Genomic DNA, 20,946 nt, shown 5'->3' with positions numbered 1-20,946 from the left:
TTTTTCAATAATTGGTATAACATAACTTTTTTACCCCAATCGCTATTAATAATAAATTAACATAAATTTGTTATTTGTTGTATTTTAAATAGCAAATTTATATAATTTTAATCATCTTCATTTATTTCCTGATTATCAGTTTTCCATTGTGTAGAAGATTCAGCCGCTTTAGGAACAGGTTTAGATGTTGGAAAAGGAATTAATTCTAATTGTTTATTACTCGAAGAAACAGCATATTTAGACTCTTGCTTTTTACCTTGTCGCCTTTGCGATGTTTTTTCTTCGCTAGTATCTTCGGCAACCACTTCATACAAAATTGCTAATTTATTTTCTTGTTGTCCTTTTCTTAAAACCCGTCCTAATCTTTGAATATATTCTCTTTGTGAACCTGTTCCCGAAAGAATAATCGCCACTTTAGCATCAGGAACATCAACGCCTTCATTTAATACATGAGAAGTGACTAAGGTTTTATATTCGCCTTCTCGAAAAAGTGTTAAAATCTCGTGTCTTTCTTTGACAGGAGTTTGATGAGTAATTGCAGGAATTAAAAAAGTTTTGGATATCCGATAAACAGTTGCATTATCATTCGTAAAAATCAAAATAGTATCGGGATAATGTTCACAGATAATATCAGCAAGAACTCTCAGCTTACCATCGGTTCCAAGGGCTATTTCTTTCGCTTCTCGGTGGGCTAACATGGCTTGTCTTCCTACGGCTGTTTTCGCGCTTGCTTGTACAAATAATTGCCATCCTTGAAGACTACCTAAAGATATTTTAGATTGACGTAAAAAATCATTCCGAGTCTGAATTGCTTTTGTATATCTTTCTCTTTCATGGGTTGAAAGCTTAACTTTAATTTGAATGACTTGATGTTCGGCTAAAGCTTTTCCTGAGAGTTCTTCGGCGGTTTTACGATAAATAACTGATCCAATTAATTGATCTAGTTCTTGATGAGTTCCGTCGCTTCTGTCAGGAGTCGCAGTTAAACCTAGACGATAGGGCGCGATCGCATCTTCGGCAATTGTCCGAAAAAAGTCGGTAGGCAGATGATGACACTCATCAAATATTAAGAGTGCATATAAATTTCCTAATGTTTCTGAATGAATAGCGGCACTGTTATAAGTAGCGATCAAAATGGGACTACGATCTTTAGAACCCCCCCCTAATAAACCCACTTCAACATCAGGAAAGGCGGCTAACATCTGTGCATACCATTGGTGCATTAAATCAATAGTCGGTACGATAATTAAAGTAGTTCTGGGGGTAGACTCCATCGCGAGTTGTGCGAGATAAGTTTTTCCCGAAGCAGTCGGTAAAACAACTACACCGCGTCTTTGGGCTTGTTTCCAAGCAAGTAAGGCTTCTTGTTGATGGGGATAGGGTTCTCGTTCAAAACTGGAGATTAACTCTAAGGGGAAAAATTCTTTAGCTTGGTCAATAAATTCGATTTTTTCAGCTTGTAGGATTTCGATTAGACTACGATAATTAATGCCACGTATGCGATATTTTTCGATGCGATCGTCCCATTCGGCTAAATCTAACCACGCTTTCGCCTTGGGTGGTGGATGTAAAATTAAGGTGCCTCGATCGTATTTTAGAGTGGGAAGTCGCGCCATAAGTGAGTGTATGTGCAGCCACGAACAAACTGATCATAATAGATCTTAAACACTCTAATGATCTTTGTCTTAACAAAAGGCTTTATCAATTTAGGACTCGATGAGGTTGCTTGTAGATAAAATTCCTCCCCTGACTCAAGGAGAAGAATATGAATAAGGAGAGTTGTTGAAAAAATTTAATTATTGATCCGACTCAGGAAGGCTTTAAGACGATCGCTTTTAGGATTATTAAAGATTACTTTTGGATCTCCTTCTTCTTCAATTACACCTTGATTAAAAAAGAAAACACGGTTAGCGACTTCTTCGGCAAACTGCATTTCATGGGTAACAACAACCATCGTCATCCCTGCTTCTGCCATTTTTCGCATTACTTCTAGAACTTCACCAACCAATTCGGGATCAAGTGCGCTAGTCGGTTCATCAAAGAGTATCACTTCAGGTTTCATGCAGAGACTACGAGCGATCGCTACTCGTTGTTTTTGTCCCCCTGAAAGTTGATCTGGATAAAAATCGGCTTTCGCGGCTAAACCTACTTTATCTAAATAGTAAAATGCTCGCTCTTTGGATTCTGCTACGGGATGTTTCAAAACTTTACAAGGAGCTAACATTAAATTTTCGAGTACAGTCAAATGGGGAAATAAATTGAAGTGCTGAAACACCATATTGACTTTACTACGCATTTTTCGTAAAGCCGATTGACTAACTTTAGGGGAAGACATATCCATCCCCATCACTTCTAGCTGTCCACTGGTGAGCGTTTCTAAACGATTTAAGCACCGAATAAAAGTTGTTTTGCCACATCCAGAAGGGCCAATCACTGAAACGACATCACCCTTATGAATTTGACTCGTCACTCCTTTTAAAACTTCTAAAGAACCAAAACTTTTGCGTAAATTATTACAGGAGATAACGGCTGTCGAATCTGACATAACTCTTTGAAGGAAAGCTGATTAATCTTTGTTGTTTTAAATTATCGTAGTTTTTTCAGGCTTATTGTATGTGATGTTACATTTTGCAACAAGGTTTAGGATTGATACTAACGATGGCATCATATATTTTAAACTTTCAACCGATACGCTTCATTTTAGGCGGAGGAAACTCTAAAAATGTTAATATTTAGGCGTTTTAAAAAAAGACGGATATTAGCATTGGGAATGATTGGCTTAATTTTAGCTTTTCTCCTCAGTGCAATTCCAGCGATTTCACAAGAAGGTAAACCTTTAAGAATTGGGACAGAACCCACTTTCCCTCCGTTTGAAATGCAGGATAAAGCGACGGGAAAACTCACAGGATTTGATGTTGAGTTATTAGAAGCGATTGGAGAAGAATTAAAAAGACCGATTGAATGGGTGAGTTTGCCGTTTGATGGTTTGATTCCAGCCTTGCAATCGGGTAGTATTGATGCAGCCGTATCAGGGATGACGATTACACCCGAACGCGCACAGACTCTAAGCTTTTCCCGTCCTTATTTTAAAGCAGGATTAGCGATCGCTGTCCAAGACAATAACGATAGCATCAAAAGTCTGGATGATTTAAAAGGAAAAAGAATCGCCGTTCAAATTGGGACAACAGGTGCAACTACAGCCACCGCTATTGAAGGGGCCAAAGTTTCTCAGTTTGATTCGGCGGCATTAGCTTTACAGGAACTTCTTAACGGAAAAGTCGATGCTGTAGTTAATGATGCTGCTGTCACCTTGTATGCTGTTAAAGAAGCAGGATTAGCAGGAATTAAGGTAGTAGGAGAGCAAATTACAGAAGAATATTATGGAATTGCTTTACCTAAGAATTCGCCGCTAGTTGACGACATCAATAATGCTTTAACGACACTGTTAGAAAACGGCAAATATGAAGCAATTTTTCAAAGATGGTTTTCTGGAAAAGTTCCAACTATACCCCCAGTTGCACCCGCTTTACAAGGAGCAACAAAATCGGGTTTTGATTGGGGTGATACGTTCCGTAGACTGATTTTCTACGGGGTTCCTTGGACTTTATTACTCACATCTCTATCGTTCTTGTTTGGTTTACTGGGTGGAACAGGGGTTGCACTTGCGCTGATTTCTCCCTACAAATGGCTGAGAACGATTTGTAGAATTTATGTCGATTTTTTCCGAGGCACTCCGATGCTAGTGCAGTTATTTATTATCTATTTTGGATTACCTGCACTGTTTAAAGGAATTGGACTTGATTTTAGTTTAGATCGACTTCCTGCGGCGATTATTGCCCTAAGTTTAAACGTTGCTGCATACTTAGCTGAAATTATGCGCGGTGGGATTGAATCGATTGATAAAGGACAGTGGGAAGCTTGTCAATCTTTGGGGATGAATCATGCTGAAACGATGAAAGAGGTGATTTTTCCTCAAGCATTTCGTCGGATGTTACCCCCATTAGGGAATGAATTTATTACCCTGATTAAAGATACCAGTTTAGCGGCGGTTATTGGTTTTGAAGAGTTATTTCGTCAAGGACAATTAGGTGTAGCAACTACTTATAAAGCGTTTCAAATTTATATTGCAGTTGCGCTCGTTTATCTGGTTCTAACAACCTTATCATCTTATTTCTTTAAGTGGTTAGAAAAACGGATGGATCCTCTCAAACAAGCGGAAGCCAGAGCGAAAAAAGCGGCTTATGCGGCTAGTAACGATCGCGTCACCGTTGGTAGTAAATAATAACATGAAGTAGAGGCGCGGGTTAATCGCGTCTTTATTTTTCTAAAATTAAAGTCACTGGGCCATCATTTTCGATACTCACTTGCATCATCGCCCCAAATTGACCCGTTTCTATCTTTAAACCACTGGTTTTTAATTTTTCAACAAACTGATTATAAAGTGTTTCAGCTTTTGTCGGGGGTGCCGAATCACTAAATGATGGACGACGACCTTTACGACAGTCTCCATACAGTGTAAATTGACTAATGACTAATATTTCGCCTTGAATTTCTTGTACTGATTTTTCCCATTTTTCGCCGTCGGTTTCGCTTTTAAATAATCGGAGTTCTAAACATTTTCGCGCCATCCAATCTAATTCTACTTCTGTATCTGTCGCTGCAATTCCGACTAATAAATTTAATCCTTGACCAATTTTGCCAATAATTTGCTCATTCACTTTCACCTGTGAAGAGATAACCCGTTGAATCACGACTCGCATAAAGTATATATAATTTTAAAAACTAGAACAATGGTATTATTTATCTCATTATGGTACAGTTTGACCCCAGCTTACGACTTCCTACCAGTGACGAACTTTTAGACTCGGACGATTTACCAGTGGACAACGAATTACAAACCCTAGTCCCTAATTTTCTGCGTTTTATCCTTAGTTTTATCTGGTCAACTCGTTTAGACTGGTTTTTTGGGGTTAATATGGGAGATCAACATGAACCGTTTGAAATGTATTGTTTGGTTGATGGAATTTATCAAAGGCGCATCGGTGAACCGTTTTGGATGCCTGAAGTTGGTTTAGGAATTGGACGGGCGTGGGGAGTACACGATCGCGTAGAACGTGAATGGCTATACTGGTATGATGAGCATGGAAGGCGTTATTTATCCCCCGAAGAACAAGCTTTAGTAGCACAAAACCGTAGCCAACAATTAGAAGAAATATTGCGCTCCCTTGGTGTAGATCCAGATACAATATAAGGGTGGTTTGAGCCACCCCTAAATTAGATTTATTTGCCAAAACCTTTACCACGAGTGGTAGAAGGCATACAGAGACAATGATTGATCTGTTCTTTGAGTTTTTCGTGATCTAAATTTTGTCCAATTAAAACCAGTTGATTTTTAGGTTGATCTTTCCATTCGTCATCCTCAATTGTAAACCGTTTTCCACTTAGATGAAAAATATGGCGTTTGGGACTTTCATCAAACCAAAGAATACCTTTAGCGCGGAAAACATTCTCTGGTAATTGGTTATCGAGAAAATATTGAAATTTGCGAATGGAAAAAGGTTGATCACTAGCAATAGAAATCGAAGTAAAACCATCATTTTCTAAGTGATCTGAATGATGATGATGGTGATCATGATCGTGATGATGATCATGATGTTCATGGTTACAATGTTCATCATGTACATGATCATGCTCGTGATCGTGATGATCTTCTACTTGCTCGAAATATTGATCCGACTCAAATAAACCAACACTTAAAATCAACGGTAAGGGAACTTGTGATTTTGTTGTACGAAGAATTCTTGAATCATTTTTTAGATCTCTAATTCTGACTTCTAAAGCATCAACATCAGCCTCATCGACTAGATCGGTTTTATTTAAAATAATAATATCACCGTAGGCAATTTGACTTTGTGCTGCTTGTGAGTTAAACAAATCTAAACTAAAATTAGCGCAATCAACTAGAGTAACGATCGAATCTAGACGAGTCATATCGCGTAATTCTGTGCCTAAAAAAGTCAGTGCAACAGGTAAAGGATCTGCTAAACCCGTAGTTTCAACGACTAGATAATCAATTTTTTCAGGACGTTCTAAAACTTTATAAACCGCTTGCACGAGATCTTCATTAATTGTACAGCAGATACATCCGTTGTTGAGTTCCACCATTGTTTCATCAGTCGCTACAATTAATTCATTATCAATTCCAATTTCACCAAATTCATTGACTAAAACGGCTGTCTTTAAACCTTGTTGATTCGTCAGAATATAATTGAGTAAGGTTGTCTTACCACTGCCAAGGAAACCAGTAATAATCGTTACGGGTAAACCTAGCTTCGGGGTATCCATTGCTTCAGAGGATGTGACTTGCGTTTCAACGGGTTGCATAGTATTTTGTCTCAGAATCAAAAAATATTAAGGTCAAAGTAAGGGCTAGACTTATATCGTCTCTTCTTTATTATTGCTGATCCGCTAGTTGAGAAGCATTATTCTTGTATATCTTGATCTATATTAAGCTACCTACGTTCTATGTCAGGGCTTCGATCTGTTCAACACGAATGATTGAAAAAACACTCAATTTCAACGAACATAACAAATTGTAAAGAAAAAAAATATTATCTTAAGATTTACGCTATGTTTAACATCCCTTCTGTAGACTCTAAAGTTAAGCGGTGTAACTGAAAAATTACAGTAATCAACTAAACGAAGCTATAACTTGTTTGAATATGGTTTTTTAACCGATTTACTGGTCACTATCTCACCTTATTCCGTTTTTGGCTCTCATGTCTAACCCTCTTTTAAAGATTTCTGCATCGGATTCTCTCCTTCTTTGGCTACAACAAGAACACGTTAGTCTTGCTTTTACCACCTATCAAACTAATCGTCTTTTTTTGATTGGGATAACTAATGAGGGAAAAATTGCGGCCCATGAACGGTTATTCGATAAACCAATGGGACTCTACGCAGTCGATGAGCAGATTTACCTAAGTACGCGCTATCAAATTTGGCGTTTGGATAATCACTTGAGTGCGGGCGAGATGTGGGGAAATTGCGCCCTCGCTTCGCGAGATCTGCAAGCGGATCGTCTTTATGTTCCAAGAACTGCTTACACGACAGGGGATCTCAATGTTCATGATGTGGTGTTAGACAATTTACATAATGTTATTTTTGTCAATACTGATTTTAGTTGTTTAGCCACTCTCAGTCCTGATTATAGTTTTGTTCCGATTTGGCAACCGTCCTTTATTTCAAAACTCGTTGCTGAAGACCGTTGTCATCTTAATGGGTTAGCGATGAAGGAGGGAAAACCCGCTTATGTAACGGCTTGCAGTACTACTGATACGGCGGCGGGATGGCGAAATCATCGCAAAGATGGCGGTGTGGTGATTGATGTATCGAGTAATGAGATTATGATCAGAGGTTTATCGATGCCTCATTCTCCCCGTTATTATCAGGGAAAATTATGGTTACTCAATTCTGGTACAGGTGAACTGGGATACATTGAGGGTGAGAAATTTGTCCCAATTGCTTTTTGTCCAGGGTTTCTGAGGGGTTTGGCATTTTGGGGGGATGTGGCAATAGTCGGTTTATCGAAACTCAGGGCGCGTACTTTTACTGGATTGGTTTTAGAAGAAAGATTAGCCAAAGATGGAAAAAGCCCTCAATGTGGACTGATGGTGATCTCGCTTTCCACAGGAGAAGTACTCCACTGGTTACACCTCGATGGCATTGTTGAAGAATTATTTGATGTGGCGGTTTTGTCGAATGTTCGTCGTCCGCAAGCAGTAGGATTACAAAATGATGAGATACAACGTTTGGTTACTTTTCCCAGTTCGGGGGGGATTGTTATTACTAAACCCACAGCCCAAAGTCCAAGTTTAGGTCAGCCAGCACCCGTTGCGGGACTACCAAAACCTCACCCTAACCCTCTCCTGCAAAGAGAAGGAACAATAAAGGATCAGATTAAATATCAGCGTGTTTATCACCTAAATCCTAGTAATTTACTGCCCTACGATGATTTAACATTTCCCCGTCTAAGCCAACGTTGGACAAATATACCACAAAGAGGGGAACTGATTGGAATTTCGGGATCAGTAGCAGGGAAAATAATTGGTTTTGCGATCGCAGAAATCTTGACCAATGGAATAGCAGAACTGATCTCGCTGCTGGTGTTGCCTTCCTATCAAGGACTTGGTATCGGCACACGTTTAGTTCATGCCCTAGAAATCGAACTGGTAAAGAATGAATGTCATATAATACAAATCATTTATCAAATCAGCGATCTAACCAGTATTGCTCTAGACCCATTATTACAGAAATTGAATTGGCAACTTAAACCACTTAATGAAACTGTGCAAACAGCGTTCAAATTGTTAAACATTTAAACCATTTGGTTATCGCAAATTCTAGACACAGCTTAGAATTAGCTTAAAGCGTTGCTCAAAGGCCGCAAATCTTAAAAATTGTTAAAAAACCAAAATCTTACACTAAAAATGACGTTAAATCTAACATTGCTCCTGTAAACTCATGATTGGGGTGTCTTAATCAAAATTTAGAGAATCTACCAAACCAATTTGTAACTGATTGGCTTAAACAGAATATTTTTCCTTCCCGCAAAATGCCACTAAGAAAAAATTATGACTAATCCTAACTTTTTAAATCCCATCACCAACTCCTTTGGATTAATCGGTGTGGAATTGTATGCCACACCCACCTTAGTTGACCTCGACAGCGATGGTGACCTCGATGCAATCGTTGGGAATCGAAATGGCAATACTTTTTACTACCGAAACATAGGAAATGCCCGTAATCCGATTTTTGCCCCTCCACTGACCAACCCTTTTGGACTCACAGATGTGGGAATATCTGCCGCGCCGACCTTTGCCGACCTCGACAGCGATGGCGACCTTGATGCGTTCGTCGGAAATAGTGATGGTAATACTTTTTACTACAGAAACACAGGAAATGCCCGCAATCCGATTTTTGCCCCTCCAGTGACCAATTCCTTCGGACTCACAGATGTGGGAATATCTGCCGCGCCGACCTTTGCCGACCTCGACAGCGATGGCGACCTCGATGCAATCGTCGGGAATCGAGATGGCAATACTTTTTACTACAGAAATCTAGGAACCCGCATTAATCCGATTTATGCCCCTCCACTGACCAACCCTTTTGGACTCACAGATGTGGGAGCATCTGCCACGCCGACCTTTGCCGACCTCGACAGTGATGGTGACCTTGATGCAATCGTTGGGAATAGTGATGGCAATACTTTTTACTACAGAAATACAGGAACTCCCATTGATCCCCGTTTTGCCACTCCAGTGACTAATCCCTTCGGACTCACAGATGTGGGAGGATCTGCCACGCCAACCTTTGCCGACCTTGACAGCGATGGCGACCTTGATGCAATCGTTGGGAATAGTAACGGCAATACGCTGTACTACCAGAATCAGCCCGCCCCGCCTCCAGCAATTAATTTCGTGGCTCCCGTTTCTAACCCCTTCGGACTAACAGATATCGGTTTTTTTGCTTTCCCAAACTTTGTCGATATTGATGGTGATAGCGATTTGGATGCGATCATCTTTTCTCTGACTCAAATTCCAAGTACTACGGACTTTCAATTTAGAGGAAAAGTTCAAATCTACCGAAATACGGGAACAGCGATCGCGCCAATCTTTACCCCAGAAGCTAATAACTTCGGACTGCCGACGGTGACGACTAGTTTGGCGTTTCTATCTTTTACTGATATTGATGCAGATGGAGACGTGGATGCTTTATTCCATAGATTTGATACTGCGGAAACTCTCAGGTTCTACAAAAATGTAGGAACAGCTACAAATCCCTCCTTCTCCCTACAGACCAGCACCTCTGGGCTACCTGCGACCGATGTCTTCTATTCTGCGCTCGTTTTTGCTGATATCGATGGAGATGGAGACGAAGATTTTTTTGGTGTTGATAATCCAGGCAATGTTCAGTTTTATCGCAATACGGGAACGGCGACGACTGCCTCCTTCACATTTGAAGCTACTAACCCCTTCGGACTGCCAAATGTGGGTAATTCTAGTTCACTAACCTTGAACGATATCGATGGGGATGGAGACTTAGATGCTTTTTCTGGTGACTATTATGGCAATACCAATTTTTTCCGCAATACTGGAACGGTCAGATCTCCCTCTTTCACTTTTGAAGCTACTAACCCCTTCGGCATAGAAGATGTGGGGCGTGCTGCCTCAACCACCTTTGCTGATATCGACTTAGATGGGGACTTGGATACTTTTATCGGTAAAAATACAGGCCAAACCGTGTTCCAGCGTGCCAATCGCGCTCCATTGGTGGGTGCGCCCCTGACTGCCACTGCTATCGAGGATACTGGATCTTTTAACCTCGATTTACTAACGGGTACCAGTGATTTAGATCGACGAGAGACACTCAGTATTTCAGGATTAACGGCAACTGGCAATACTTCTGGCATTACCGTCAATGGAAATCGCTTAAATATCGACCCCAGAGATTATGATAGCGTGAATGCGGGTCAGAACTCTGTCATCACCTACACTTATAATGTGATTGACTCCAATGGTGGCAGTACTTCCCAAACCGCTACGATTACGATTACAGGAATCAACGATCCAGCAAATATTATAGGAAATGTCAATGCGTCGGTTACAGAAGATTCCAGCAATCTTAACCTCACAGCGACAGGAAATCTTACTGTCAACGATGTTGATACTGGAGAAAATCAATTTAATACAACTGTAACCAGTTCAGTAGGAAACTTAGGCAGTCTGAGTATTACTCCCACAGGAACCTATACTTATACCGTTGCTAATAGTGCGGTACAGTATTTAAGAACGGGTCAAACCAAAACTGAGACTTTTACCGTCAGAAGTGTTGATGGAACCGCCACTAGAAATATTACAATTACCATCAATGGTGTAAACGATGCAGCAATTATTACAGGAAATGTCAATGCGTCGGTCACAGAAGATGCCAGCAATCCCAATCTCACAGCGACAGGAAATCTTACCGTTAACGATGTTGATGCAAATCAAAACCAATTTAGTACAACTGTAACCAGTTCAGCATCAAACTTAGGCAGTCTCAGTATTACTCCCACAGGAAACTATAATTACACCGTTGCGAATAGTGCAGTACAGTATTTAGGAACGGCTCAAACCAAAACCGAAACCTTTACAATATCAAGTATTGATGGAACTGCTCAAAACATCACAATTACCATTAATGGTGTAAACGATACTGCAACCATCACAGGCACTTCCACCGCATCCGTTACCGAAGATGCTTTTACCCCTAACTTAACAGCTACAGGAAATCTTACCGTTAACGATGTTGATGCAAATCAAAACCAATTTAGTACAACTGTAACCAGTTCACCATCAAACTTAGGCAGTTTGAGTATTACTCCCACAGGAAACTATAATTACATCGTTGCGAATAGTGCAGTACAGTATTTAGGAACGGCTCAAACCAAAACCGAAACCTTTACAATATCAAGTATTGATGGAACTGCTCAAAACATCACAATTACCATTAATGGTGTAAACGATACTGCAACCATCACAGGCACTTCCATCGCATCCGTTACTGAAGATGATAGTAATCCAGATTTAACCGCAACGGCTACACTCACAGTAAATGATGTCGATACTGGAGAAAACCAATTTAGTACAACTGTAACCAGTTCAGCATCAAACTTAGGCAGTTTGAGTATTACACCCACAGGAAACTATAATTACATCGTTGCGAATAGTGCTGTACAATACCTCAATACTGGAGAAAGCAAAACCGAAACCTTTACCGTATCAAGTATTGATGGAACCGCCACACAAACAATTACCATTACGATTAATGGTTTAGATGATAACTCAGCACCTGAAGCTAATGATGATACAGTAACTACCGAAGAAAATACCCCACTATATATCAGTGCTACCACACTTTTAGCCAACGATCGCGACCCTGATAATGATACTTTAATCATCGTGAGTGTCAGTAACTTTAGCAACGGTACAGCCATCCTCAACAATAGCGGCACACCTCTTTATTATGAAGATGACTTCATCACCTTTACACCCAATAACAGTTTTATAGGTAACGCCAGTTTTGATTACACCCTCAGCGATGGCACCTTCAACGATACTGCAACCGTCAATGTATCAGTAACAGCCGTTACGGGATTAGTTAAAATCGGCACATCCAATAACGACACCCTATTTGGTGCATTAGGAAACGACTTCATTAAAGGACTTAACAAAAATGACCTCTTGAATGGGCTTGCAGGAAACGATACACTGATTGGCGACCTCGAAGATAGTACCGTTTATGATTCAGCCATACAGATTCGTTTAAAGCGCGATTCTCTATTTACCCAAGCCCTTATCGATGGTGTAGTTGTGGGAGATGCCAGACAAACACAAAATGGCGGCGGTGTCAATACCATTAATACCAATGGTGTCGATAATCCTAATACCACCGTTAACGAAGATGGTACGATCGTTAATGATTTAAACCCCATTCAACTGACGACGACTGGCACGAATAAATTCTTCGTCGATCAAGGAGAAGCGATCGGCATTATTGGTAGTACAGATGGCAATACAGAACTGAGAAAACGGATTAATGATTCAGAAGTATTGCAAGCCACTTTACAGTATAATTTACCGACTCAAGGTCTATATGCGGCTCTTGCTGCGGTGATTGATTTAGACCGCGTAACTCTCGCCACTTCGGAATCTGAAGTACAAATCAGTGCTTTTAATGGTACTACGCCCGTTGGCACGAAAACCTATGACATTGATACTAATGGTGTTTTTACCGCTAGTTTTAATGAAGCGTTATTTACCCGCTTAGACATAAGTGCGATTAATGGAGCTAATTTTGCTCTCCGTAGTATCGATTTTAGTGCAGTCTTAGGTGGTAATGATACGCTAAATGGCGGAAATGGTAATGATATATTAGTGGGTGAATATGGTTCAGATATCCTTAATGGTGGTTTGAATGATGATACACTCACAGGTAATAGTGGTTCTGATACCTTTGTTCTAGCTAGTGGTGAAGGAACAGATACGATTACGGATTTTGTTTCTGGAATTGATAAAATCGGTTTAGCAGGTGGATTGACGTTTGGTGATTTGTTCTTCAGTGGTAATTCGATCCAAAGAAGTAGCGAAACTTTAGCTAACTTAACTGGGGTAAATACAACCACTTTGACAGCGACTGATTTTGTTACTATTTCTTAAGACAAAGAATAGGGTAAGGGAATATCATTGATATCCTTTACCCAATTAAACACGTTTTTTTCAAATCAAAATGAATCAAGGTTGGGTGTACCGAAATCAAATCAAACACACTGAAGTAGGATTAACTTTATTAGATTACTATATTCAACACTATCATCACTCCACAAAGGAAGAATGGCGAGAAAGAATCTTATCTGGACAAATTTTAATCAATAATCAACCCGCAACACCAGACACACTCCTACAAAAGGGACAAAATTTAACCTATCATCGTCCACCTTGGCAAGAACCTGAGGTACCTTTGTCATTTGCCATATTATACGAAGATGCAGACTTACTGATTATAGACAAGCCATCAGGTTTACCTGTATTACCCGGTGGAGGATTTTTAGAACATACTCTACTCTCGAAGGTGCAACAACAGTATCCTTTAAACACTCCCTATCCAATACATCGTTTAGGTAGAGGCACATCTGGACTAATGTTATTAGCCAAAACATCTCAAGCTAGAGCTAGTTTAAGTCAACAAATGCGTGATCGTCAAATCACTAAAATCTATCGTGCTTTAGTCGGAAAAAGTGATTTACCTAATCAGTTTACGATTACTCAACCTATTGGAAAAATACCTCATTCAATTCTAGGTTATATTTATGGTGCCACACCTGATGGTTTCTCGGCTCATAGTGAGTGTCTGGTGATACAAAGAACTGCTCAAACAACTCTTGTAGAAGTAACTATTTTAACAGGAAGACCGCACCAAATTCGGATTCATTTAGCAACTGTTGGCTATCCTTTACTTGGAGATCCTCTTTATGATATCGGTGGTAAACCTAAGATGATTACAGCAGAAAAATTAGCCGTTCCTAGTGATTGCGGTTATCATCTCCATGCTTATCATTTGTCCTTTTTTCATCCTAAGACAAGAGAGTTAATCAGTGTGTTTTCTCCACCACCTGAAAAGCTTAAAGAATAGCGACCAGTTCTTTGAAAATACTACTATTATATTAAATCTTAACTAAGGGTTCAGTATAAGCGGCAAAACCAGCATTAGTTAATGATTGAACAACAGTCGATTCATTTTGTACCCAATAATTTTCACCAAAACGAACAAATTGACGATCATTACCATTGCCAATAATTGCCACGACTGGAACTTTACCTTTATTTTTATCACCTATATTTTCTTGAATAATACTTTTAAGATGAGTTTGAATTGAAGTATTAGTAGCATCATGAATTGTTAATTGAACCATGACTAATTTAGCTTTTTCAGTTAATTCAACATCTTCAATAATTAATTGTACTTTATCTTCGCGGCGATCAACTTTTCCCCAAACAATTAACTGTCTATCTTCTGCTAAGAGATCTTGAATTCTTTCATAAGTATCTGAAAAAACAACCGCTTCACTTTGCCCTGAAGCATCTTCTAACGTTAAAAAAGCCATGGGTTTACCCTGTTTGGTCGTAATTCTTTTAATGGCTGTAATCAAAACAATAGCACTTACTTTTTTACGGGTTTTTGCTTCAGTTAAATTACTTAAATTAATCGGAGAAAGAAATGTAGCTGAGTTTTGCATCGTTTTAAGTGGATGTTCAGAAATATAAAATCCTAGTCGATCTTTTTCTAATCTAAGCTTTTCTTGTAGAGAAAAATCGGCTACGGTTGGTGCGCTTGGGGCTTGCTCAAATTCATTTTCTTGTGACGACTCATTGATTAAATTGCTTCCCAATAAATCTAATAAATTCATTTGTCCTGTCGCTTTTTCTTTAGCTCTTTTTTGTACCCAAGGAATAATTAATTCTACATCATGTATTAATTGATTACGGTTGGAATTAATTTGGTCAAAAGCACCACACAAAATTAATGTTTCTAAAGCTTTTCGGTTAACTACTCTTAGATCAACTTTTGCACAAAAATCCGCTAATGACTCAAATGGTTTTTCGGTTGATTCTCTTGCTTTTAAAATCGCATCTATCGCTCCTTCTCCTAAATTTCTAACAGCCGATAAACCAAAAAGAATGTTCTCTTTAATCGGTGTAAAATGTTTTTGAGAACGATTAATGTCAGGTGGCTCTACTGTAATTCCCATTTTCTGACAATTTTCTCGATATTTTTCCACCTTATCTTTATCATCACTACTTGCTGTTAGCAAAGCAGTCATATATTCGACTGGATAATTAGCTTTAAGATAAGCAGTTTGATAAGTAACGTATGCGTAAGCCGTTGAATGAGATTTATTAAAACAATTTGAAGCGATTAAGCCATTATTTAAAATAAAATTATGATCTTTTTCTAGACCAATATCATAAACGCTTTGTTTTCCGATTGATTGACGACTGATAATCTTAACCATAATCTGATTGAGGCGTTAAACTTGAAAAGATGGAGTTAATCGATATAATTAACTATAGCAAATAAATGCTCAGATTAGACAATTTTAAAAGATGCCAGAACACTTGCCAAAAGTCGTATTTTGTGATTTTGATGGAACAATTACTGCAATTGAAACTTTTGCAGGAATGCTGAAAGAATTCGCCCCCGAATTATCAGCCGAACTGATGCCGAAAATGTATCGTCGTCAAATAACTTTAAGAGCAGGTGTACGGCAGATTCTAGAATCAATTCCCTCAACTTGTTATAGTGATATTTTAGCCTATGCTCAAGACAAGCCGATTCGTTCGGGTTTGGCTGAATTTATGGATTTTTTAGAAGTTCAGAAAGTTCCTTTTGTAGTAGTTTCAGGAGGACTACGGGAGATGGTAGAAACTGTTTTAAAGCGTGAGGGTTTGCTTAAAAAAGTCTTTGCTATCTTTGCCGTCGATCTTAATATAAATTATCCTAATCTAAAAGTTTGTTCAGATTTTGAAGATCAAGCCGAATTGGTTGCTAAGGTGAAAGTTATGGCACAATATTCAGTAGATGAATCGATAGCGATCGGAGATTCTTTAACCGATATTAATATGGCTAGTGCGGCTAATCTGGTTTTTGCACGTGATCGTTTAATCGATTATATGGAAGCTGAACATAAACCCTATATTCCCTGGAACGATTTTACAGATATTCAAAATTATTTATCTAAATATTGGCATAATGAATAATGATCCTCGTTTTCAATTAATGACATCTGCTAGTCAATTCTATCAACAAGGTTGGATGGTTGGCACAGCAGGAAATCTATCCGCCAAACTTCCTGATCAAAGTTTTTGGATAACAGCAAGTGGCAAAAGTAAAGGCAATCTTCAAATCGATGATTTTGTTAGGATGAATCTAAAAGGTGAAATGATAGAATCTCCTAATCCTAACAATCGTCCTTCTGCTGAAACCAGTATTCATCAGGCTATTTATTCTCTTTTCAGTAATGCAAATGCTTGTTATCATGTTCATTCAGTAGAAGCAAATTTAATGACTCCTTTTATTGAAGGTGATTATTTACCCTTACCACCGATAGAAATGGTTAAAGGTTTAGGAATATGGGAAGAAAATCCAAAAGTGATGATGCCCGTTTTTAAAAATTATCTCAATGTTCCTCAAATTGCACAAGAAATTACTCAGCGTTTTCAGGATCAATTACCTGATATTCCTGCTTTACTGATTCTTGAACATGGCGTAACCGTTTGGGGAGATTCTCAAGAGAAAGTTAAAAATCAAGTAGAAATCGCTGAATATATTTTTCGCTATATTTTGGCTTCTCGTCAATTACAATAATCTGAGATCATCGCCTAACAAAGCTAGCCATATTTTTAGGTTTTCATAGCATGATAACTAAGCAAACTAGGATAAGGTGGCTTATGCTTCACAATAAGCCTCGATAACGAATAAAAACCAAAATAATCGCCCAAGAACCCAAAGCAACCTTTAAGGCAACCAAAAAGTTAAATAGCGGAATCATTCCACCACTTAACAAAGTTCCTAACTCTCCATGGGGTAATTCATATCCAGCTAAAGTAATCACCGATAGCAGAATAAAAACTAAAACAGAAACTTTCTCCCAAGTAGCAGCGTGCCAACGTCGATAGATCCCTTGCATCGATTCCGAATTAGAAGTAATGGCAATCAAACCGATCGCAGTCCCCCCCGCTACTCCAGCAGCAAAACCACCACCTGGACTAAGATGCCCTCTAATGCCCAACTCAAGACTAACCAAGGCAGTAATCGTAGCTCCTAAACGAGCTAAAATAATTGAGGGTTGGTCGGTAAACTGATAAATCTTGTGAATTGGCTTTTCATTGGCTAAGAGAAAAGTCGCTCCCATGATAGCAATCGTAAAAACAACCACCTCAAAGATTGTGTCATAAAGACGATTTCGGAAAATAATACCTGATACTGCATTCGGTACACCACTATCTTGAACAATTGACTCAACAATAGCAAGATCCGATACGTCTGGTAGTCGATGGGACATCAATAAAACCTTTAAGTAAAAGGCGATCGCTGCTAAAACATAAAGCCATTTCATCCTTATTTCTCCTTTGAATCCGAAACAGTTACATAAGTCAAAATGCTTTCTGAATGAGAAAGTTCACTGTGTAGAATGTCATAAATCCTTTGAATACGGGTTTGAGTTTGATAGGATGACTGTTCTTTGTTAGCCAATTCCCGCAAAGTACAGATGGCATGAACATCTTTATCTCTTAACCCCTGCTCTAAATCTTGAGAATTGCTATAAGGTACCAGTTCAAGACGCAAATAGCGTTTCCCTAAAATTGTGCGTAACTCACTGATTAATTGTCCAAGTCCAGACGACTCATCTTGAATCACTCCCAAACGTAACACTAGAGAAGAACGCACCGCCACCGCATAAAGCATAATCGCCAACATTGTCCCCACCAAAGCTTCTGTTAACGCCACATCTGCCGCCCCTAACAGCGCATCAACTAAAGCCGCTATCGCCCCTAGTACGCCACGAATCACCAGAGCATGGTAGGGATTGACCTGAAGAACCAGCAAAAAAGCGACCAACGGTAGTAGAGCAACGATTAGCAGAAGATCGAGATTATTCATCATCACCTCCACCACTGGAGCAATAGGCTAAAACATACCCTAACATGGTATTCCAGATGGCTAGACTAATAATCGCCAAAAGCAATAACGGCCATTCACGCGGAATTTTTAGCAGCAATCCAACGATGATACTCATTGAACCAAGAGTATCCGCCACCGAAAGACCATGCAGCTTAAATAAGACTGAGCGATGATCAACCAGTGTCAGAGTCCCCCAGAACCAGAAAAAAATTCCTACTCCAAGACAGATATAACTTAATAGCTCAATCATCAGTTTTTGCTCTCCATACGTTTTAGAATATGTGCTAACAGCATCAAGGCAGCATTCCCCACACTGAGGATGATCACCGCCACTACACCAATCATCCAATCATCCCGCAAGACCGAGAGAACGAGGATCATGATTGATGTTTTGGTCGAGATACTGCCAAAAGCTAACATCTTCTGCCAGATCTGCTCATCCCGCCACACTACATAAATCGGGATTAAGAGGGTAAAAATCATTGCAATTAAAACGAGGTTCATGACTGTTTACCCCGTCGCACTCTGTGAACTTCATACCAACCATCTTGGTGATATTTCAAAACAATTGTCTTGGGGGTGAAAGTGATCAGGAAAATATCAAGGAAAATTAAACCAAGCGATCGTCCTGATTGAACCTTCTCCCATGTCACATCTTCTCGATGATGAGGATGTAAAATCATTTCGATTGCTTCAAAATAGGCTTGAGGAATGGCTAAAATGATTTTTCCTAGAGTCTTGAGCCAATCCTTTAATTTTTCTCTAGAGGGATAGGGATATGGTAGCAAAACAGCGATCGCTACGCCAATCAGAATATTAGCAATACTGAGATCCGACGTGAGTAAAAACCAGATGGTTAAGCGTAAGATAAGATGTAAAATCATGTCCACACCATCCACAACAACACAATTAAGATAAGACTCATTACACCGATTAGATGCTCGAATTGCTCCAAAAAACGGGGTAAATAGATGACTAAACGTTGAAAAACTAGAAAATAGGCTAACCAGCCAATCGCGATCGTAATTAGAGGTTTGACGGTATTTGCTAAACTATAAGCCTCATAGTAGACCCCATTAGCAGCAATCAAGCCACCCAACAACAGAATTACCCCTAACCAAAAACCAGAATGTAGTTTTTTTTCTTCTCCTCCTGGGGGTAAAAAGATCAACTTCGCAAAAGAAATCGCCGTCCCAACAGCAGCAAGATTCATCCCAATAACCTGCCAAGGTAGAAGGTTTTTCATCGTCAATACCTTTGCTCCAAAACCCGCTAATAGGGGAAAGCCAGAAATTGAAAAACTTGCTATCACTAAAGCCAGCCATAGTTTAGAATCAATGGGAATCTGTTTCAATTCCTTTAGATTGCGACTCGGTAAGACTCCAGCAATTAAAAAGAGAGCCGCTTTTACCAGTCCGTGAGTCAGGGCATAAAATCCCCCCACTTCAGGAGCCGCAAGGATAAAACCTAACTGGGAAACTGTGTGAAAAGCTAACATTCGCTTACTATCTTTTTCAAAAACGGCATAAAACACACCCAGTAAAGCTGTTCCCACGCCAAAGATCCGTATAATCGGATCGACTTCTGGGTAAATCAAAGCGCAACGAACCATAGGAAAAACAGCCGCTTTGACCACTACACCCGACATTAAAGCTGAAACGGGACTCTCTGATTCAGAGTGGGTCAAAGGTAGCCATAACCCTGAGACAAAAATACCTGCTTTGGTCAAAAGACCGAGTAAGATGAGAGCGAGAGCTTCAGGAGCAGCATCTTTTAAACCCGAAAAATGAAAGGAATAATGCTTCTCATAGACTAGGGCGACACCAACGAGATAAAAAAGCATTACTGTATTGCTGACAAAAAGATAGCGTAAGCCAACCCAAATTGAGCGTTCTGTCCGAGGATAGGCAATCAATAGAAATGCAGCAATACTGAGAACTTCTAAGGCTACATATAAACTGATAAAGTCTGCACAGACAAAGGTCGCATTAACGCTGCCGTGTAAAATAATGGTTTGGGCATAAAAAAAAGCTGTTTTAGCAGTTGGCCAGCAGTAACAGATCACCGCAGTGGTTACCAAAGCATTGGTTAAGATAAAAAAGCCGCTTAAGCGATCAGCTTCTAGAGTAACGCCAAAGTTATCAAGTAATGTTAAGTTTAGAGGCGATGGCTCCGCAAATAGCATGAAAGCATAAGCAGCAGAAATAATCGCCACACCTAAAGCGAGATAGCGGTCTAATCTGGGAATTAAATAGATCATAAACCCCAGAAAAAAAGGCAAAGCAATCCAGATGATCGTCAGGGTAGTCATGGGGTATTCGTTTTCTCGATTTCATCACTTTCCAAGGTGGGATGATCTTTAGCCAACTTCATCACCGCAACGAGCATCAGTGCTTGAATAGAAAGCCCAATGACGATCGCTGTTAAAATGACGGCTTGAGGCACGGGATCAGCATAGGCACGACTGTTAGTTTCGCCTAAGATGGGAGCTAATAAGCCTCCTCGTGAAGCCACCAGTACATAGTAGGCAATGACCCCAGTACTCATGACATCCATCGAGATAATTTTCATAATCAAATTTTTTTTGAAAATGATTCCCAAAAAACCGCACAAGATAGTCGCTAAGATGTAGGCTTCTAACATAAAAATTGATTTTTAGAGTCA

General features: G+C 39.5%; 19 protein-coding genes. 7 read left to right on the top strand and 12 right to left on the bottom strand.

Annotated elements, in window-relative coordinates:
- Nucleotides 1-107 precede the first annotated feature (107 nt).
- The gene (locus CFPU101_RS10240) at nucleotides 108-1,616 is read right to left on the bottom strand and encodes a DEAD/DEAH box helicase (RefSeq protein WP_206815249.1); all 1,509 of its coding nucleotides are present in this window, start codon (nucleotides 1,614-1,616) and stop codon (nucleotides 108-110) included.
- Between the two features lie 176 nt (nucleotides 1,617-1,792).
- On the bottom strand, nucleotides 1,793-2,545 hold the full coding sequence (locus CFPU101_RS10235; protein WP_206815248.1) for an amino acid ABC transporter ATP-binding protein: 753 nt from the start codon (nucleotides 2,543-2,545) through the stop codon (nucleotides 1,793-1,795).
- A gap of 177 nt (nucleotides 2,546-2,722) precedes the next feature.
- On the opposite strand from CFPU101_RS10235, the gene CFPU101_RS10230 reads away from it, so the two are divergent.
- A complete protein-coding gene (locus CFPU101_RS10230) occupies nucleotides 2,723-4,282 on the top strand; it encodes an ABC transporter permease subunit (RefSeq protein WP_206815247.1) in 1,560 nt (519 codons plus the stop codon).
- Between the two features lie 34 nt (nucleotides 4,283-4,316).
- On the opposite strand, the gene dtd is transcribed toward CFPU101_RS10230, so the two are convergent.
- On the bottom strand, nucleotides 4,317-4,760 hold the full coding sequence (gene dtd, locus CFPU101_RS10225) for a D-aminoacyl-tRNA deacylase (protein ID WP_206815246.1): 444 nt from the start codon (nucleotides 4,758-4,760) through the stop codon (nucleotides 4,317-4,319).
- Nucleotides 4,761-4,810: 50 nt separating this feature from the next.
- Here dtd and CFPU101_RS10220 point away from each other — a divergent pair, with 50 nt between their 5' ends.
- The gene (locus CFPU101_RS10220) at nucleotides 4,811-5,251 is read left to right on the top strand and encodes a hypothetical protein (protein ID WP_206815245.1); all 441 of its coding nucleotides are present in this window, start codon (nucleotides 4,811-4,813) and stop codon (nucleotides 5,249-5,251) included.
- Between the two features lie 29 nt (nucleotides 5,252-5,280).
- Here the strand turns inward: CFPU101_RS10220 and CFPU101_RS10215 are convergent, their stop codons facing one another.
- Nucleotides 5,281-6,384, bottom strand: a complete 1,104-nt coding sequence (locus CFPU101_RS10215) for a GTP-binding protein (RefSeq protein ID WP_206815244.1) — start codon at nucleotides 6,382-6,384, stop codon at nucleotides 5,281-5,283.
- A 395-nt stretch (nucleotides 6,385-6,779) separates the two neighbouring features.
- On the opposite strand from CFPU101_RS10215, the gene CFPU101_RS10210 reads away from it, so the two are divergent.
- The 3 genes from CFPU101_RS10210 (at nucleotide 6,780) to CFPU101_RS10200 (ending at nucleotide 14,232) form a co-directional block, all read left to right on the top strand.
- Nucleotides 6,780-8,381 (top strand): TIGR03032 family protein, encoded by a 1,602-nt coding sequence (locus tag CFPU101_RS10210; protein WP_206815243.1) that lies wholly within the window; start codon nucleotides 6,780-6,782, stop codon nucleotides 8,379-8,381.
- Between the two features lie 252 nt (nucleotides 8,382-8,633).
- Nucleotides 8,634-13,259: an S-layer family protein gene (locus tag CFPU101_RS10205; RefSeq protein WP_206815242.1), complete on the top strand. Its 4,626-nt coding sequence runs from the start codon at nucleotides 8,634-8,636 to the stop codon at nucleotides 13,257-13,259.
- A gap of 70 nt (nucleotides 13,260-13,329) precedes the next feature.
- Nucleotides 13,330-14,232 (top strand): RluA family pseudouridine synthase, encoded by a 903-nt coding sequence (locus CFPU101_RS10200; protein ID WP_206815241.1) that lies wholly within the window; start codon nucleotides 13,330-13,332, stop codon nucleotides 14,230-14,232.
- Nucleotides 14,233-14,263: 31 nt separating this feature from the next.
- Here CFPU101_RS10200 and CFPU101_RS10195 read toward each other — a convergent pair whose 3' ends face one another.
- Complete coding sequence (locus CFPU101_RS10195; RefSeq protein WP_206815240.1) at nucleotides 14,264-15,613, bottom strand: OB-fold nucleic acid binding domain-containing protein; 1,350 nt, start codon at nucleotides 15,611-15,613, stop codon at nucleotides 14,264-14,266.
- A 103-nt stretch (nucleotides 15,614-15,716) separates the two neighbouring features.
- On the opposite strand from CFPU101_RS10195, the gene CFPU101_RS10190 reads away from it, so the two are divergent.
- Nucleotides 15,717-16,358 (top strand): HAD-IB family phosphatase, encoded by a 642-nt coding sequence (locus CFPU101_RS10190; protein ID WP_206815256.1) that lies wholly within the window; start codon nucleotides 15,717-15,719, stop codon nucleotides 16,356-16,358.
- Nucleotides 16,351-16,965, top strand: coding sequence for a methylthioribulose 1-phosphate dehydratase (gene mtnB, locus CFPU101_RS10185; RefSeq protein ID WP_206815239.1), 615 nt, complete (start codon nucleotides 16,351-16,353; stop codon nucleotides 16,963-16,965). Before CFPU101_RS10190 ends, mtnB begins: the two co-directional genes overlap by 8 nt.
- A gap of 88 nt (nucleotides 16,966-17,053) precedes the next feature.
- Here mtnB and CFPU101_RS10180 read toward each other — a convergent pair whose 3' ends face one another.
- Genes CFPU101_RS10180 through CFPU101_RS10150 form a run of 7 tightly spaced genes read right to left on the bottom strand, consistent with a single transcriptional unit; the run spans nucleotide 17,054 to nucleotide 20,925 of the window.
- Nucleotides 17,054-17,716, bottom strand: a complete 663-nt coding sequence (locus tag CFPU101_RS10180; protein ID WP_206815238.1) for a Na(+)/H(+) antiporter subunit B — start codon at nucleotides 17,714-17,716, stop codon at nucleotides 17,054-17,056.
- Between the two features lie 2 nt (nucleotides 17,717-17,718).
- On the bottom strand, nucleotides 17,719-18,261 hold the full coding sequence (locus tag CFPU101_RS10175; protein WP_206815255.1) for a DUF4040 domain-containing protein: 543 nt from the start codon (nucleotides 18,259-18,261) through the stop codon (nucleotides 17,719-17,721).
- Nucleotides 18,254-18,532, bottom strand: a complete 279-nt coding sequence (locus tag CFPU101_RS10170; protein WP_206815237.1) for a monovalent cation/H(+) antiporter subunit G — start codon at nucleotides 18,530-18,532, stop codon at nucleotides 18,254-18,256. The genes CFPU101_RS10175 and CFPU101_RS10170 overlap by 8 nt, the downstream gene beginning before the upstream one ends.
- Nucleotides 18,532-18,786: a hypothetical protein gene (locus CFPU101_RS10165; protein WP_206815236.1), complete on the bottom strand. Its 255-nt coding sequence runs from the start codon at nucleotides 18,784-18,786 to the stop codon at nucleotides 18,532-18,534. The genes CFPU101_RS10170 and CFPU101_RS10165 overlap by 1 nt, the downstream gene beginning before the upstream one ends.
- Nucleotides 18,783-19,166 carry a Na+/H+ antiporter subunit E gene (locus CFPU101_RS10160; protein ID WP_206815235.1) on the bottom strand — a complete coding sequence of 128 codons (384 nt, stop codon included), beginning with the start codon at nucleotides 19,164-19,166 and terminating at the stop codon, nucleotides 18,783-18,785. The genes CFPU101_RS10165 and CFPU101_RS10160 overlap by 4 nt, the downstream gene beginning before the upstream one ends.
- Nucleotides 19,163-20,593, bottom strand: a complete 1,431-nt coding sequence (locus CFPU101_RS10155; RefSeq protein WP_206815234.1) for a cation:proton antiporter — start codon at nucleotides 20,591-20,593, stop codon at nucleotides 19,163-19,165. Before CFPU101_RS10155 ends, CFPU101_RS10160 begins: the two co-directional genes overlap by 4 nt.
- A complete protein-coding gene (locus tag CFPU101_RS10150) occupies nucleotides 20,590-20,925 on the bottom strand; it encodes an NADH-quinone oxidoreductase subunit K (protein ID WP_206815233.1) in 336 nt (111 codons plus the stop codon). Before CFPU101_RS10150 ends, CFPU101_RS10155 begins: the two co-directional genes overlap by 4 nt.
- Nucleotides 20,926-20,946 lie beyond the last annotated feature (21 nt).

Source organism: Chroococcus sp. FPU101 (assembly GCF_017312365.1).
GTDB lineage: Bacteria > Cyanobacteriota > Cyanobacteriia > Cyanobacteriales > Microcystaceae > Chroococcus.
Note: the sequence above shows the minus strand (reverse complement) of the source record. Positions and strands in the feature narration are given on the sequence as shown.

Excerpts from the sequence above, each read along its gene's own strand:
- CFPU101_RS10240 (WP_206815249.1), bottom strand. The coding sequence starts at position 1,616 with ATGGCGCGACTTCCCACTCTAAAATACGATCGAGGCACCTTAATTTTA.
- CFPU101_RS10235 (WP_206815248.1), bottom strand. The coding sequence starts at position 2,545 with ATGTCAGATTCGACAGCCGTTATCTCCTGTAATAATTTACGCAAAAGT.
- CFPU101_RS10230 (WP_206815247.1), top strand. The coding sequence starts at position 2,723 with ATGTTAATATTTAGGCGTTTTAAAAAAAGACGGATATTAGCATTGGGA.
- dtd (WP_206815246.1), bottom strand. The coding sequence starts at position 4,760 with ATGCGAGTCGTGATTCAACGGGTTATCTCTTCACAGGTGAAAGTGAAT.
- CFPU101_RS10220 (WP_206815245.1), top strand. The coding sequence starts at position 4,811 with ATGGTACAGTTTGACCCCAGCTTACGACTTCCTACCAGTGACGAACTT.
- CFPU101_RS10215 (WP_206815244.1), bottom strand. The coding sequence starts at position 6,384 with ATGCAACCCGTTGAAACGCAAGTCACATCCTCTGAAGCAATGGATACC.
- CFPU101_RS10210 (WP_206815243.1), top strand. The coding sequence starts at position 6,780 with ATGTCTAACCCTCTTTTAAAGATTTCTGCATCGGATTCTCTCCTTCTT.
- CFPU101_RS10205 (WP_206815242.1), top strand. The coding sequence starts at position 8,634 with ATGACTAATCCTAACTTTTTAAATCCCATCACCAACTCCTTTGGATTA.
- CFPU101_RS10200 (WP_206815241.1), top strand. The coding sequence starts at position 13,330 with ATGAATCAAGGTTGGGTGTACCGAAATCAAATCAAACACACTGAAGTA.
- CFPU101_RS10195 (WP_206815240.1), bottom strand. The coding sequence starts at position 15,613 with ATGGTTAAGATTATCAGTCGTCAATCAATCGGAAAACAAAGCGTTTAT.
- mtnB (WP_206815239.1), top strand. The coding sequence starts at position 16,351 with ATGAATAATGATCCTCGTTTTCAATTAATGACATCTGCTAGTCAATTC.
- CFPU101_RS10180 (WP_206815238.1), bottom strand. The coding sequence starts at position 17,716 with ATGAAATGGCTTTATGTTTTAGCAGCGATCGCCTTTTACTTAAAGGTT.
- CFPU101_RS10175 (WP_206815255.1), bottom strand. The coding sequence starts at position 18,261 with ATGAATAATCTCGATCTTCTGCTAATCGTTGCTCTACTACCGTTGGTC.
- CFPU101_RS10170 (WP_206815237.1), bottom strand. The coding sequence starts at position 18,532 with ATGATTGAGCTATTAAGTTATATCTGTCTTGGAGTAGGAATTTTTTTC.
- CFPU101_RS10165 (WP_206815236.1), bottom strand. The coding sequence starts at position 18,786 with ATGAACCTCGTTTTAATTGCAATGATTTTTACCCTCTTAATCCCGATT.
- CFPU101_RS10160 (WP_206815235.1), bottom strand. The coding sequence starts at position 19,166 with ATGATTTTACATCTTATCTTACGCTTAACCATCTGGTTTTTACTCACG.
- CFPU101_RS10155 (WP_206815234.1), bottom strand. The coding sequence starts at position 20,593 with ATGACTACCCTGACGATCATCTGGATTGCTTTGCCTTTTTTTCTGGGG.
- CFPU101_RS10150 (WP_206815233.1), bottom strand. The coding sequence starts at position 20,925 with ATGTTAGAAGCCTACATCTTAGCGACTATCTTGTGCGGTTTTTTGGGA.